Annotated in this window: 12 protein-coding genes; 8 read left to right on the top strand and 4 right to left on the bottom strand. The window is 47.3% G+C overall.

What is annotated here, in order from left to right; genetic code table 11:
• The first annotated feature begins 141 nt into the window (after nt 1–141).
• The 5 genes from QUA02_RS02290 to QUA02_RS02270 all read left to right on the top strand — a co-directional run bounded on the left by QUA02_RS02290 (nt 142) and on the right by QUA02_RS02270 (nt 6,026).
• Nucleotides 142–264: a hypothetical protein gene (locus QUA02_RS02290; protein ID WP_333024997.1), complete on the top strand. Its 123-nt coding sequence runs from the start codon at nt 142–144 to the stop codon at nt 262–264.
• 811 nt (nt 265–1,075) lie between these two features.
• The gene (locus QUA02_RS02285; RefSeq protein WP_333024995.1) at nt 1,076–3,442 is read left to right on the top strand and encodes a ribonuclease R family protein; all 2,367 of its coding nucleotides are present in this window, start codon (nt 1,076–1,078) and stop codon (nt 3,440–3,442) included.
• A 228-nt stretch (nt 3,443–3,670) separates the two neighbouring features.
• On the top strand, nt 3,671–4,291 hold the full coding sequence (locus tag QUA02_RS02280) for a flavin prenyltransferase UbiX (protein ID WP_333024993.1): 621 nt from the start codon (nt 3,671–3,673) through the stop codon (nt 4,289–4,291).
• 279 nt (nt 4,292–4,570) lie between these two features.
• A complete protein-coding gene (locus QUA02_RS02275) occupies nt 4,571–5,452 on the top strand; it encodes a LapA family protein (protein WP_333024992.1) in 882 nt (293 codons plus the stop codon).
• Between the two features lie 22 nt (nt 5,453–5,474).
• The gene (locus QUA02_RS02270; RefSeq protein ID WP_333024990.1) at nt 5,475–6,026 is read left to right on the top strand and encodes a shikimate kinase; all 552 of its coding nucleotides are present in this window, start codon (nt 5,475–5,477) and stop codon (nt 6,024–6,026) included.
• A 927-nt stretch (nt 6,027–6,953) separates the two neighbouring features.
• Here QUA02_RS02270 and QUA02_RS02265 read toward each other — a convergent pair.
• Together QUA02_RS02265 and QUA02_RS02260 are read right to left on the bottom strand one after the other, a co-directional pair.
• On the bottom strand, nt 6,954–7,397 hold the full coding sequence (locus tag QUA02_RS02265) for a hypothetical protein (RefSeq protein WP_333024989.1): 444 nt from the start codon (nt 7,395–7,397) through the stop codon (nt 6,954–6,956).
• A 104-nt stretch (nt 7,398–7,501) separates the two neighbouring features.
• Nucleotides 7,502–7,906 carry an NIL domain-containing protein gene (locus tag QUA02_RS02260; protein ID WP_293126164.1) on the bottom strand — a complete coding sequence of 135 codons (405 nt, stop codon included), beginning with the start codon at nt 7,904–7,906 and terminating at the stop codon, nt 7,502–7,504.
• Nucleotides 7,907–8,084: 178 nt separating this feature from the next.
• Between QUA02_RS02260 and QUA02_RS02255 the strand changes: the two genes are divergently transcribed.
• The gene (locus QUA02_RS02255; protein ID WP_333024988.1) at nt 8,085–8,687 is read left to right on the top strand and encodes a thioredoxin family protein; all 603 of its coding nucleotides are present in this window, start codon (nt 8,085–8,087) and stop codon (nt 8,685–8,687) included.
• 76 nt (nt 8,688–8,763) lie between these two features.
• On the opposite strand, the gene QUA02_RS02250 is transcribed toward QUA02_RS02255, so the two are convergent.
• Complete coding sequence (locus QUA02_RS02250; protein WP_333024987.1) at nt 8,764–9,081, bottom strand: hypothetical protein; 318 nt, start codon at nt 9,079–9,081, stop codon at nt 8,764–8,766.
• Between the two features lie 392 nt (nt 9,082–9,473).
• Between QUA02_RS02250 and QUA02_RS02245 the strand changes: the two genes are divergently transcribed.
• Together QUA02_RS02245 and QUA02_RS02240 are read left to right on the top strand one after the other, a co-directional pair.
• Entirely contained in the window at nt 9,474–12,701 is a 3,228-nt protein-coding gene (locus tag QUA02_RS02245) for an efflux RND transporter permease subunit (protein WP_333024985.1), read from the top strand.
• 357 nt (nt 12,702–13,058) lie between these two features.
• The gene (locus tag QUA02_RS02240) at nt 13,059–14,192 is read left to right on the top strand and encodes a hypothetical protein (RefSeq protein ID WP_333024983.1); all 1,134 of its coding nucleotides are present in this window, start codon (nt 13,059–13,061) and stop codon (nt 14,190–14,192) included.
• On the opposite strand, the gene QUA02_RS02235 is transcribed toward QUA02_RS02240, so the two are convergent.
• Nucleotides 14,189–14,461 (bottom strand): hypothetical protein, encoded by a 273-nt coding sequence (locus QUA02_RS02235; RefSeq protein WP_333024982.1) that lies wholly within the window; start codon nt 14,459–14,461, stop codon nt 14,189–14,191. The two genes, QUA02_RS02240 and QUA02_RS02235, sit on opposite strands and share 4 nt — an antisense overlap.
• Between the last annotated feature and the right edge of the window lie 48 nt (nt 14,462–14,509).

The following is a 14,509-nucleotide window of genomic DNA, read 5'->3' as shown; positions in this document are numbered from 1 at the left end:
CGCAATAGTTGCTTGATTCTTCAACATTTGTGGAAAACTGTAGGGCATCGCGTAAGCCCAGGCGCATCTCAATCAGAGAGTCAAGTTTGATGAAATTCTTGTGGGGTGGGTTCTTGTAGCCCGCCCAAAAATACAATTTAAATGCCCGACAGCTTAACAGAAAGCGACCGAGAGAGCTCGATCGTGCCAGAGAGCGCGAAAATTCAAAAAATTACCGTTCGTCACGCTTGGCTCAAAAGCAGCCCAGAGAAAACAATTTTCTGAAAGCACGTATTCAACGTACAATAAATCAAAGGTGAATCATCCGCGCAACCTTTCACGCCACTCAACCCTATCCCACATCCGGCCGTTTAAGCTAACCAGCACCGGGCGTCATTTCTACCTATAGGAGATGACACAGCAACTAGGCAAAAGTAGTAAAAGTCTCCGGTTTTGTGTACCTTGCACTTTCTACAGCACAGATTGCTCCCGACCCGCTCGTTGCACCTCTGTCCGCAAGGGCAGATCGCGTGCAAAAACAGGGGCATCGCAGCGGCGAGCTACTAGCAATTTTGCCTTGAGCCGGTAAATTCTTTGGCTTTAGCAAAAGGCAAGAGGCACTTCAAAAGGAAGAAGAAAGCAGGAAAAAGGCAGAAGGAAACAGGCAGGAGGCCCAAATGCAAATTTTCTCCCTCTGCATCGAGCCATCTCCTCATCCCCGACTCAACCGGTCGCTTTCAGCATTGAGCCATCTTTTAAGCACCGACAGGGGCTTTCTAATTCGCGAAGAGCTCGGCGCTGAAAGCGAAAAGCAAAGGAACCAACGCTAAAAAATTGTATTGGGGAATAGGGTGCGGGGAATTTGTCGGCACCGTCATCTGTCAGTTGCAGACAGACAGCAGACAATTAGCAAAGTCGCCGGTGTCGGGGAAAAATTTGAAAAAATCCCTGCGCACGGGTAGCACCGACTGTGCTCGCGTCTCCACCTACTAACCCGCGCATTTGTTGGGAAGCAGGCACTGCGAGGGTCCCAGAGGCTGCGGCTGATTTCGCCAAAATTAGACTAATTGCTGGAAACAAGAGGATCGATCGCTACATGGAATTTTCTATCGCTGCACTGCTGGCAAATTTTACAGAAGACAAATTAGTGGCTCCCAAAGCATTGGAGAAAAAACTCGATTGCAACGACGCCACCAGTCAACTCAAACTTCAAATCGCATTAGAAGCTCTAGAGAAAATTGGCATATTAGTCAAAGACAAAGGCCGCTACCGCCGAGTAGCTGAAGAGGACGTAGTAGAAGCAAAACTGCGCTGTTCGAGCAAAGGATTTTGCTTTGCAATTCAAGACGCCGAAGGCTCAGAAGACGTTTACGTGCGGGAAAGTCACCTCTCGACAGCTTGGAACGGCGATCGAGTCTTAGTCAAAATCATCAAAGAAGGCAGCCGCCGCCGATCGCCCGAAGGCGAAGTCATGCTCATCCTCGAACGCGCCAACCCTTCGGTACTCGCGCGAGTCAAGCAAACCGCCACCCCCACCGGCCGCGTCAGCTACAGAGCAATTCCCCTGGACGATCGCCTGCTGTTTGAACTAGACTTGCTCGCAAACGGCACCAACCTCCAAGAGGCGATCGACCACCTAGTACACGTCGAAGTCAAACGCTACCCCCTCGGCACCCACCGCCCAGTCGGCAAAGTAGTACAGGTACTCGGCTCCGACGCCGAAGCCGCTGACGACCTCGACATCGTATGCTGCAAGCACGACTTGCCGCGCTCCTTCCCGGCCGCCGTCATCAAAGCAGCCGAAAATTTGCCCAGCAAAGTCAAAAAAACCGACCTCAAAAAACGCCTAGATTTGCGTAACATCCTGACAGTTACCTTCAGCAAAAACGAACCCGGAACGACCAACAGCGAAAACGATGCTCCTCAAGCCCAAGAGGAAAATTTCTCCGAGGTCGGCGAAAACGAGTTCGACCCGACCTCATTCCTCTCCGATCCGCCATTGGAACGCGCTTTGTCGATCGAAACCCTGAAGTCCGGCGGCTGGCAAGTAGGAATCCACATCACCGACGCCGCCGAGTACGTGCAGCCAGAAACCCCGATCGACCGCGAAGCCCGCAAGCGAGGAACCGCTACCCATCTGGGAGAAAAAATCATCGCCGTACTGCCAGAACTCCTGAACGAGCGCTGCTCCCTGCTGCTAGATACCGAACGGCTGGCATTTAGCATACTGCTAACCCTAGACGAATCAGGAGAACTGCTGGAATACGAAATTCAAACCAGCGTCATTCAAATCGACTATCAGCTCAGCTATCCGCAAGCTCAAGCAATTCTCGAACCAGGCTCCGATGCCGAAGTTCACCCTTTGTCCTCCGCACTCCGTCCTTTCCTCGATCAAATATTAGCCGCCTCACAGGCTGCCAGACAGGCGAGGCTCAAGCGAGGAGCTTTTGAACTAAATTTGCCAGACGCTAACTCTCACTTCGACGACGAAGGCGAATTAGGAGCTTTTGCAACAGCTCCCGCCGCCCAGTCGGCTGTCTCCGAGTTGGTGGTACTCGCCAACCAAGCTGTCGCCACCCACCTGCAAGCCTTGGGAGTCCCAGCAATCTACCGCGTCCAGCCGATGCCAGACCCGGCAGACATTCAAGAGTTCATCAAACTCTCCAACAACCTCGGAGGCGAACTTTATCTCGAAACCGAAGAAGAAGTTCTGCCCTTTGACTTTCAGCGATTTACCCAGCAGTTTGCCGGTCTGAAGTCCGAAAGAGTTCTTACCTACCTGCTCGAAGACACCATGAAGCCCGCTGTTTACAGCACAACTCCCAAGCCGCACTTCGGTTTGGCGCTGCCAGAGGGTTACACCCGCTGCACTTCGCCGCTTTCCCGTTACGCCGATTTGCTGGTGCTGCGATTGTTGCAAGCAGTGTTCGAGCAGGGCCGCAGCAGCCGCACAACTCGGGCTAAGGAAAAAGTCAACCTGCACCATTCCTCCTGTCACGGCCAAATTACTTGGAACGTCCTCCCCCCAGACTTACACCACGAATTTGAGACGGAGTTTGCATCAGTAGTAGTACACCTGACGGAACGCGAAAGGGTTGCTGAAGATGCAGAAAGCGATTTGCAGGGATTGAAGAAAACTGGATTGATGAAAGAGCGCACCGGGCAAACCTTCCAGGGTTTGATTACAGGTGTACAATCTTACGGTTTCTTTGTGGAAATTGAGGTGCGGCCGCCTGAGAGCGACATTCTGCGAGTTGAAGGATTGGTGCACGTTTCTTCGCTGAAGGATGACTGGTACGAGTATCGATCGCGCCAGCAAACTCTGGTGGGCCGCAAAAACCGCAATCAGTACCGTTTGGGCGATCGGGTAGAAGTTCAAGTCAAGAGCGTTGACTACTACCGCCAGCAAATTGATTTAGTTGCAGTTGGTGGCGGCAGCCAAGCTTTTGATGATGATGAATAATCTGTTGACAGTTGACAGTTCACAGTTGACTGTTGACTGTTGACTGTTGACAGTTCACAGTTGACTGTTGACTGTTGACTGTTGGCTTTTCTCAATACTTAGTTGTCATTGTCTAGCAACTAAGTATTGAGAAGTGGTCTGCAAACTATACTCAGCAATCATTAAAAAATAATTAATGACTAACAACTAACAACAGTCAACAGACAACAGTCAACTAACAAATAACTAATGACCAATAACTACCCCCTAATCTTAGGAGTGACTGGAGCATCGGGACTGATTTACGCGGTGCGAACTCTGAAGTTTCTCTTGGAGGCCGATCGAGCTATTGAACTGGTGGCTTCCAAATCTACCTACATGGTTTGGCAAAGCGAACAGAACATCCGAATGCCCGCAGAACCGGCGCTTCAAGAGGAATTCTGGCGGGAACAAGCAGGAGTAGCCACAATGGGCAAACTCCGGTGCCATCCCTGGCAAGATGTTGGTGCTAATATTGCTAGTGGCTCGTTTCGCACCCAAGGAATGATTGTTATTCCGTGCAGCATGAGTACGCTGGGCAAATTGGCGGCTGGCTTGAGTTCGGATTTGCTCGAAAGAGCGGCCGATGTTCAGCTCAAGGAAGGGCGAAAATTGGTACTGGTACCCAGGGAAACGCCTTTTAGCTTGATTCACCTGCGGAATTTGACTGCGTTGGCAGAAGCTGGAGCTAGAATTGTGCCAGCGATTCCCGCTTGGTATCACAATCCCCAAACTATTGAAGATTTAGTAGACTTTGTGGTGGCTCGCGCTTTAGACCAGTTGGGGATTGATTGCGTTCCTCTCAAACGCTGGAAGGAAGAAGTCAGTTGACAGTTGACGGTTGACGGTTGACAGTTGACATTTGACGGTTGGTAGTCGTTATTTGTTAGTTTCATATCAAATCCGTTGGCATCGGAATTATGTAGTGCGAGCGTCCCGCTCGCTACCCAAATCGCGAGCGGGACGACGTGAGCGCTGACATCATCCAAATTATTCTTCCGATGCAACCGGAAATGATATCAATTATCAATTCCCAATTATCAATTCCTAATTCCCAATTCCCAATTCTAAATTCCCAATTTCCAATTCTAAATTCCCAATATTTTTAATATGCGTGCTGTATTTTTGCTAATAATTGTGGTAGGGCTGACTATTTTTGCCCTGCAAAATGTGGAGCCGGCATTATCGCTGGTATTTTTGGGAGTTCGATCGCCTGCTTTGGCTTTATCTATCTGGATTTTGCTCAGCATGGCGGTGGGAGCTCTCACATCTTTATTGATTTCTGGTTTGGTCGCTTTTTCCAATTACTTATCTCAAACACGAGAGCGCACCGGCCGATCCAGTCGCAGCCGTCCCGATACTTTCGCAGAGGACAGGAGAACGCCTTACACGCCGCCTCCCCCTCCTAGAAAACAGGAAATTGACCCGGATGTGAATAGGGAAAATAGCCAAACTCAGGCTGCTGCTTCCTATCGAACTGAGTACGGCACACCGGCGGGTTACAGTTCCCGGACTTTCCAGCAAGAAACTCCGAACCCTTCTGGGGCGAAGGATTACGCTCAAGCGGGGACTTATGCAGCGGCAGACGATGAGGACGATTGGGTTTCTGATGGCTCAAAATCCGTCTCTCAAGGTGGCGATGATGATTGGGGGGACGATCGCGATTTTCCCGCCGAACCTCCGGTAAATGACGTTGCAGGGGCAAATCCGAGGGATTACGAAGCTAAACAGGAACCGAAAAGCAAGTCTTGGGCTGGCTCGGTATACTCTTACGGCTATCGAGATCCAAACCAGTCTGGGGTGGGGCAAACTGAGTCTGTATACGATGCAGAGTATCGGGTGCTGGTTCCCCCGCAAGATGCGATACCTAAACCCGCTGATGAAGCACCGAAAAATCCTAGTGTAGAGGCAGAGGATGATTGGGGATTGGATGAAGATGATGTATTTGATGAGGACGATCGCCCCAGTGAACCGATTAACCTGAAAAAATAGAAAAATATGGGAGGATTTGGCAGTGGATTGGTTGAGGGGAGTGAATATCTATCTCGTCGGGATGATGGGTGCGGGAAAAACAACGGTGGGGCGAATTTTGGCAAGGGAATTAAAATACCGTTTTTTTGATACTGATGAACTGATTGTTCGAGTTGCTAATCAGTCAATTGCTGAGATTTTCGATCGAGAAGGGGAAGAGGCATTTCGGGAACTAGAAACTAAAGTCCTCGGCGAATTGTGTGCTTATAAAAATTCGGTGGTGGCTACGGGCGGCGGTATTGTTGCCCGATCGATGAATTGGGGTTACTTGCACTACGGTATAGTGGTTTGGCTGGATGTGCCTGTAGATCGACTGTACGATCGACTGGGTTCGGACACCGCTCGACCCCTACTGCGGGAGGGCGAGCTCAAATCTAAGCTGCAAAGCCTTTTGAACGAGCGAGAGCGTTTCTACACTCAAGCAGATGTCCGAGTTTGCATTCGTGGAGGCGAAAGGCCTGAAGAAGTGGCGCGTCGGGCGATCGAGGAAATCCAAAAAGTTATCAAATCAAAAACTGCACAGGATATCAATTGATACACTAACAAACCTGGCTGCTGGGAAACTCACAGGTTTCGGACAACTTTTGATATCATTTCCGGTTGCATCGGAATAATATTTTTGGATGATAGTAGTGCGAGTGTCTCGCTCGCGATCTGTAGCCGCGAGACGACGTGAGCGCGCTCATAATTCCGATGCTACCGGATTTGATATACCAGTTCGCAAAAACAATGCAACTGTAGGCAACCTCCAAACCCTCATTTCATCAGTCATTCCCAATTCTTCAATCTCAAATCTCAAATCTAAAATGTTATAAATTCCGTAAAAATACTGATTCCTGCTTGAGCGTGTCCGTTTAACTGCCCAATGTTTAGGAATCAACCGGGTTTCAATAGATGCGCCGCGTAAGTTTTATTAAGTGTAAGGAGTTGGCGGTGCGGAGATTTTGTGCAAAAACTAATGGCAGACTTGTCTGATGCGTTAAAGTCGGCTATTGAGTTCTCTCTAAAAATAAAATGGCCCCACCGCTGAAGGGCTGTAGGGCGCAAGGACAGTTAAACGCTAACTTGATTGTCGGGAAATTTAGCATCAATGCTAGCCTCCTATGTGACGATTTTACGATCGTCCATTCACTCATCAACTCTTCCGTATCAAAAAATGTAACCCAGCACCGATCGAATTTAAGCTGTCCTATTCTAAAAACAATACCTCATGCATTCTGACGAGCAGCTCCCGAAAGCTGCTTTTTTATTGCGATCGAGTTTTTGGCTGCCGGACTTGCGGACACTTGGGAATAATATTTTGAGCAACAGATATATTTGACCCGGAAAAATCAGGCATAAGCCTGATTTTTCTGTGTATGGCACAATCTTCCATGAAACGAGAACAGAAGATTCGGATAGTTTTCGGCTAAAGATCCGTTGCGAGTTGTATAATTTGGTTGGGTGAATTTCCTGTTCCCAATTAATATAATACGAGCCTGCCTGTTTTTAACAAAAATTCGATCGCTCCGCCCAACGCCACACCTGTTAAAGAAATGGTAGCTAATACCGCAAAAGCCCGCCAAGTTTTCCAACCAGATAGTTGAATATCGAGTCTTGCCAAAGCTGCGGCTGAAATCAAGACTAAACAAGTAGCAAAAAGGTGCATCCACGCAACTACTACCACAGCCACAAAAGCTCCTAAAATAATAGAAATAAAAGCACCCGCATCACTCGAAAACCACCGCATCATTAAGGCTTTTATGTCTTTCAGCGGGAACGACAAGGCGACAGCTAACAGTAAAATAGAAGCTACGGCTAAAAACCAAACAATGTGCGGGGGAACATCAAACTCAGATAATTTCCAGCCAAAGATGAAATAAGTAACAAAAAGTAGAGTTAGGGAAAGCCAAGAGTTTTTTTTCATCTTAACAGATCTGTGGAGTCAATCTCAAATCTCAAATCTCAAATCTCAAATCTCAAATCGACTGACGAATGCCTTTAGATGACCCCGATGAGTTTGTAGGCGGCCTAGAGGTTAGTAGAAATAGCTTGCACTGGACAAGTAGGGATGCACTGCTCGCACACGATACACCGCGATCGAGCAAAGGTTAGTTTAAAGCTTTCTGGGTCAAGGGTCAAGGCTTCGGTCGGGCAAACCCCCGTACACAAGCCGCAGTGAACACAGATATCTTCGTCTATGAGTATTTCCCTGCTGGCTAGGGAAACGCCGATATTTTGCGATCGCATCCAGTCGATCGCCGCTTCTAGTTGGTCGATGTCCCCTGATAACTCTAGCACCAGTTTGCCCACTTGATTCGGAGCCACCTGAGCGCGGATAATGTTGGCTGCAACATTAAAATCCTTTGCCAGCCGATAGGTGACAGGCATTTGGATCGATCGTTGGGGAAACGTCAGTGTTACCCGTTTTTTCACCGTGCAAGTCCTCGATAATTTACAAACAATCTTTGTTATCTTATGTTTTAGCGCACTCGGTCTAATTACTGACCTCAGCAAAAATTTTTATGAGATAGGTCTGATTATCTCAAAATGTGGTATAATCTGAATCTATTATTTAAAATAAAAACATAGAAATAAAACCGCAATTTATTTTATGACCCAGAATTCGCCAAACTCAACTGTTGCCCCCGCACCGAAAAATTCCGAAACAAAAGTCGCCGCGCGCCTGAGAAACTTATTGATCGTGTTAGCAGCGATCGCCCTTTCGGTATCTATTTTTTTCGGAGTGCGAACTCAAACGCCGTCAAGCAGTCTCACCGAAATGGCAAAAGCTTCGACGCCATTAGAAACAGCTTTGGTAAACGGCAAACCGACACTCATGGAATTTTATGCTAATTGGTGCGGTAGCTGTCAGGCAATGGCTAACGATCTGAGCGAAATCAAACAGAAATACGCCGAACCGCTAAATTTTGTGATGCTGAATGTGGACAATGACAAATGGCTGCCAGAAGTTTCAAAATATCGGGTAGACGGCATTCCGCACTTTGTTTATTTGAACGATAAAGGCAGCGCCGTTGCTGAAACGATGGGCGAAATGCCGCGCAGTATTATGGAAGCTAACTTAGAAGCTTTAATTGCAGGAAAACCTCTGCCAAACGTCCAAGCGGCCGGTCAAGTTTCTAATTTTACTCCCCCCACAGGGCCTGTGAAAACAAGTAGTTCCGACCCGCGCGCCCACGGATCTCAAGTACAGTGAAAGAAGTCAGCAGTCATTAGCGATCAGTCATTAGGAGCGGTTTGAGGGTAAAAATGGTGGTGTATACTCAGCAAGGTCAGAAACGTGAAACCCTGCTGAGTATATAAGCAACGGGAGGATCGGGCTTTATGACTGGTTCAGGACACTGATAGTGGAGAGTAATGCGCGATCGGTTAATGTGTATGTCAACTTCGCAGAAATGACCCAGAATTAACATTAAACCCCAAACTAGGGCAGCCCAAGCACTCAATCTGAGAATGGCTAATAAAAGATTAACAAAAAAAAGTAAAATGTTACCTTGATTTCGCACCCAAAAATACAAACATTTAACTCTAATTCTTAATACAAATATCCAAATATCCTCACAAATTTCTTTGAGCCGGCGATTGCCCATAGCAGTCTCCATTTAGCATGATTCTTACTCCCTCAGTAAGCTTTACAGAGATTTAGGCGTTCTAGCTACTGTTACAAGCCTAAGCCGTAAGCCGATATTTTACCGGAATTAGGGCTATTTTAAAAGTACGGTTGGCGATTGTGCTGAGTATAAACACATTTGCGCGATCGACTACCTCTAAAGGAATATTATAAAAAACATTTTTGACAATTTATTAAAATTTATTATACTACTTGTCAGGTGCGGATCGTAAATATTCGATCGCTCCCTATACAAAATAAAGCCTGACCGAAAACAATTTGGTCGCCAGCTCCGCGATACATTCCTTTGCAGGCTGACTGACTGGGTAAATTTTTCAATTCTTTAATCTAAAATCTAAAATCTAAAATCAAATGACCCCCGACAAACCCGGATTCAGCATTAGCGCGACCGCCATTCGCCGCCATATCGGCACCCTCATGCTGACACTTGCTATTATAATCGTGGGCTTTTTTTACATCACCCAACTGCCCGTTGACTTGCTACCATCCATCACATATCCCCGCATCGGCGTGCGCCTAGACGCCCCCGGCGTCTCCCCAGAAGTAGCAATAGACGAAGTTACCCGCCCCCTCGAACAAGGACTTTCCGCCACTGAAGGCGTCATGCAAGTTTTCTCCCGCACTCGCGAAGGACAAGTCAGCGTCGATTTATTCTTCAAACCGGGGGGCAACATCGACCAGGCCCTCAACGACGCCACCGCCGCTGTCAACCGCATCCGCAACCGACTTCCCGATACAGTTGAATCGCCCACTCTATCCAAAGTTGACCCTTCCCAGCAGCCGATTTACGAATTTGCCCTCACTTCCAACTCCTTGCAAGGAGTTGATTTGCGCGTATTTGCCGACGAAGAATTATCCAGGGAACTAAACGTAATTCCTGGAATAGCAGCAATTGACGTTGCCGGTGGCGTGCAAGAAGAAATTCAAGTAAATATTGACTTAAATCGCTTGCAATCTTTAGGGGTCAGTATTTCCGACGTTTTATCAGCCCTCGAAGCCCGCAACCTCGACACTTCTGGCGGGCGGCTGCGGCAAGAAGCAGCAGAACCTTTAACCCGCACCGTCGGGCGCTTTCAGAATGCGAAAGAAATTCAGGAAATTTCTTTTCAAGCATCGGGTTCCAATCCGCCAAAACGAGTGTTTTTGCGCGATTTTGCTCAGGTAATTGACGGTACAGAAGAAGAACGAGTTAAAGTATTTCTCAATCAGAAATCAGCCGTAAAAATTAGCATTCAAAAGCAGCCGGACGCGAATACAATTTCAGTTGTAGACGGCATCAAAAAGCGGCTAGAAGAATTAAAAGAATCCGGGGCAATTCCCGAAGGCACGACTATCGTCAATACCTTCGACGAGTCTAAGTTCATCCGCGATTCTATTAGCAATGTCCTATTTTCGGGTTTAACCGGGGCTGTTTTAGCCGGGGCATCTGTTTTGCTGTTCCTCGCTTCCCTTCGCCAAACTTTGATTATTGTCCTGGCAATTCCCCTCGCAACTTTAATGGCGATTATCCTGATGGGAGTTTTTGGCCTATCTCTGAACGTTTTCAGTTTGGGCGGTTTGGCGCTGGGTGTGGGAATTGTGGTCGATAACTCGATCGTGATGCTGGAGAATATTGTCGAAGGAACCAGCAATAAAAACAGTGGAAACGGCAAGCAGCGCTTAAGTAACAAGCAGTTGATGCAGCAAGCAGAAAAAAGCAGCAAAGAATTAGAATCAGCTTTATTTGCTTCCACCATCACTAACTTAGTTGCCGTACTGCCATTTTTGCTCATCGGCGGCTTAGTTTCCTTACTGTTCAACGAATTAATCCTCACCATCAGCTTTTCCGTCGCCGCCTCTCTGATTGTCGGATTGACAGTTGTACCGATGATGGCTTCTCGACTGCTAGCGCTGCGGGTATCCAGCGGTTTGAGCAACTTTTGGCCGCTGCTCGCATTCGATCGAGCTTTTACCAATGCTACCGCCGGTTACGGTAAATTTTTATCGGGCATAGTGCGGTGGCGGTTGATTATCATTGCAGTAGCGATTATTGGATTGGGCGGCGGCAGTTGGCTGATGGCCGGTCAAATCCCCCAGGAAATATTGCCGAGAATTAACACCGGTCAAGCGAGATTGTTTGCTTTGTTTCCTGCAGGCACAAATTTGGCAACCAACCAAAGAATTATGGCCGAAGCTGATAAAATTATCCTCAGCCAACCAGAAACTCAATACACTTTGACGACGGTGGGCGGGCTGTTGTTCGGCAACAACACGGTTGAGAATGTGCTGCGCGGCGGCTGCAACATTACGCTGAAACCTGGCACCAATACATTGGATTTTGTGCAGCGAGTTACGCAAGAATTGAATAAAAAAATTGATTTGCCCAAAAATACTCGTTTGCGCCTGAATCCAGAAAATGTGCGGGGTTTGATTTTAACTAATTCGCCAGTGCGCGGCGCTGAAGTTGATGTCCTGCTTCAGGGCGAAAACGAACAAATATTGCAGCAAGCCGGCCGCGAGATATTGGCAACTTTGGAGCAGAAGGTAAACTTAGCTACTTTTCGCCCGGATGCCGATCCGCAGCAGACGGAAGTGCAGATTCGCCCCAACTGGGAACAAGCGGAAATCTACGGGTTGAATGCGAGGCAAATTGGAGAGGTGATTCAGACAGCAATTCAAGGTTCTGTTCCCACACAATTGCAGCGGGGAAACCGTTTGGTTGATGTGCGGGTACAGTTCGATCGCGCTGCTGTTCAATCGATTTCCGCACTAAAATTTATCCCTTTAACTGCTAGGGATAACAGCATTATCCGCTTGAGCGATGTGGCGAATATTGAACTGGGAAAAGCGCCTGGGGAAATTCAAAGGCTTAACCAGCGCCAAGTTTTCATGATTGCTGGGAATATTAATAAGGGCGCGAGTTTGGGCGATGCTTTAAAACAAGTGGATGCAGTTTTGTCGGAAATCAAATTGCCGCCGGGAGTGCGAGTGATACCTAGTTCGGCGGCGGAAACTAACCGGGAATTGCAAAGTTCGCTGATTGTTTTGGGATCTTTGGCGGCGTTTTTGGTATTTGTGGTGATGGCGGTGCAGTACAATTCGCTTGTCGATCCGCTGGTGATTATGTTAACGGTGCCGCTGGCTTTGGCTGGGGGGATTTTCGGGCTGTATGCGACTAAAACTGCGATCGGCGCAACGGTGATTGTGGGGGCGATTTTGCTGGTGGGAATTGTGGTAAATAATGCGATTATTATGGTGGAGTTGGCGAACCAAATTCAGGAAGATGAAAAGGTCGATCGCACGACAGCAATTCTCAGGGCAGCACCTCAGCGTTTGCGTCCGATTTTGATGACAACTATTACCACAGTTTTGGGTTTATTCCCCCTAGCTTTGGGCATTGGAGACGGTTCGGAATTCTTGCAACCTTTGGGTGTGGTGGTGTTTTCCGGTTTGTCGCTGGCGACGCTGCTGACGCTGTTTATTATTCCGTGTTTTTACATTTTGCTGCACGATTTCTTCGGGATGTTTGCAGGGAATAAGAAACCGCAGGCGGTGGCTATTCCTGTGCAGAAGGTGGGGAGAAAGAATGCAAATTTGTGAAATGTAGCGTCAGCAGATACGCACTTTCCCGCAATCCGGCAGGGGTTTAAACCCCTGCCTCATAGCGAAAGTCGGTTAAAAACCGACTGTAGATTTTGAGGAAAAATACGATCTATTTCAGTCCTCTTTTAGAGGACTTTTGCTATGAGACAGGGAATTCATTCCCTGTCGGACTGTCGGATTTACAAGCAATATCGGTACTGCATTTGATGTTAAGTTGACGCGCCGATAATTAGTCGGTAAGGTGCGTCAGTAAACAGTCTCTGACTCCCCAAAGAAATTCCAGACTGACGCACCCTACGATAAATGCTGCAAGATTTCAGTTAAAATAGAGCTTATTTACGCTGAAATATCTTTATGCTGATTTTACCAAAATATGAAAGACAAATTGACTGGTCGTTCTCATATATAAATCAACGCACTGATTCCGAGTGGACGATTGCGACAAGTTGCGATCGCAAAAAAGTCACTTTAGTCGATCGTAACTTCTCCCCACAATACGAATACCAGCTTCCCGACGACGCAATTAGCTGTTTAGCCATCAGTCCCAAAGGCGATTTGCTGGCAGCAATTATGGCAAATGGCAATCATTTAGCAATTTTGACAGCAGAAAACCAGCTAGTTTTTGAAGAACAGCTACCTAACCCTCCTGTTGAGGTTTCACATTTGCATAACAAGAATGGATTTCAGGATTGCTGGTTTGATGCAGACGGCGTGCGTTTTTGGTGCATGAAATTAATTGAAGGCGAGGAAGTCGAGATTCAAATTCGCGATACCAGTTCGTGGCAAATTCAGCGACAACTTTTGCTCGAAGACCCTTTTGGATGGAGTTCCTTCTCGTTTCACCCGCACCCGGAAAATCAAATTTTAGCTCTTTGGGCTGCTGCCGGTCAGGACGGACAGCAAGTCTATTGGCTTTATGATGATGGTATCAAGATTCATGCTGTAGAGGTTGCGTGTTTGGCGGACACAATTCCTCCAGTATTTCACCCCGCAGGTAGCGAATTTTTGGTACTAGATGATTCTGAGAGAGAACTCAGTCGGTTCAGTTTTCCTGACTGCAATCTCCTCGGTCAATGCAAATGGCCTTGGCCTGATTCGGATGATGGTTTTGGGTATTGTATATGTTACCTATCAGACAATCGCATTCTGATTAGTACTAATGAAGGGATAATGTATCAAATCGATCTTGAAAAAATGGAGATATCAGATGAACTAATTTTAATCGGTCATGAACCGCGTTCGTCTAAAGAACTTTTTCCTAATCTCAAGGATGTTGAAGAAGGGCTTTGCGGCGACCTGGACTATTTCTATCGTTGGGATTCAGATAGCATTCTGTCCGTTCATTCACAAGTCCTGAGTCAAGAACCTCGCTCTAAACAGAAGACATTAGTTATCTTCGGGGGAAAAGAGCTGTTTGGTTCGCTGGCGAAGGTACAAGAATCGGCACCCTACAGTAAATTATTCATTCAATCTTTAGGCATTTCTTAAGGATTTTCAATTTTCAATAACAGGCTTTCCGGCCTGTTCCACAAAGAAAGAATCAGTTTTATTGTAGGGTGGGCATCCTGCCCGCCCCTAACGCGACTGATATCAAATCCGGTGGCATCGGAATTAACATTACCCACAATCAGGACACGGCAGTGCCGTTTCCCTACAATTAATCGGGCGATAGTTAAATCTCTGAGGTCGTGCTGATGATTATTTTGGAGTAGGGAAACGGCATTGCCGTGTCCTCCGTTGCCTATCATCTCGCTCATGAAACCGGAATTGATATGACGCACCCTACGAGAATTAGTCTGTCAGGT

The sequence above is a fragment of the Microcoleus pseudofavosus SVA1_A4 genome (genome assembly GCF_036700565.1).
Classification (GTDB): domain Bacteria; phylum Cyanobacteriota; class Cyanobacteriia; order Cyanobacteriales; family Microcoleaceae; genus Microcoleus.
This window is presented reverse-complemented; position numbering and strand designations above follow the sequence as displayed.

Bases quoted from the DNA above. Each gene is read 5' to 3' on its own strand.
- QUA02_RS02290 (WP_333024997.1), top strand. From the start codon at position 142: ATGCCCGACAGCTTAACAGAAAGCGACCGAGAGAGCTCGATCGTGCCA.
- QUA02_RS02285 (WP_333024995.1), top strand. From the start codon at position 1,076: ATGGAATTTTCTATCGCTGCACTGCTGGCAAATTTTACAGAAGACAAA.
- QUA02_RS02280 (WP_333024993.1), top strand. From the start codon at position 3,671: ATGACCAATAACTACCCCCTAATCTTAGGAGTGACTGGAGCATCGGGA.
- QUA02_RS02275 (WP_333024992.1), top strand. From the start codon at position 4,571: ATGCGTGCTGTATTTTTGCTAATAATTGTGGTAGGGCTGACTATTTTT.
- QUA02_RS02265 (WP_333024989.1), bottom strand. From the start codon at position 7,397: ATGAAAAAAAACTCTTGGCTTTCCCTAACTCTACTTTTTGTTACTTAT.
- QUA02_RS02255 (WP_333024988.1), top strand. From the start codon at position 8,085: ATGACCCAGAATTCGCCAAACTCAACTGTTGCCCCCGCACCGAAAAAT.
- QUA02_RS02250 (WP_333024987.1), bottom strand. From the start codon at position 9,081: ATGGGCAATCGCCGGCTCAAAGAAATTTGTGAGGATATTTGGATATTT.
- QUA02_RS02245 (WP_333024985.1), top strand. From the start codon at position 9,474: ATGACCCCCGACAAACCCGGATTCAGCATTAGCGCGACCGCCATTCGC.
- QUA02_RS02240 (WP_333024983.1), top strand. From the start codon at position 13,059: ATGCTGATTTTACCAAAATATGAAAGACAAATTGACTGGTCGTTCTCA.
- QUA02_RS02235 (WP_333024982.1), bottom strand. From the start codon at position 14,461: ATGAGCGAGATGATAGGCAACGGAGGACACGGCAATGCCGTTTCCCTA.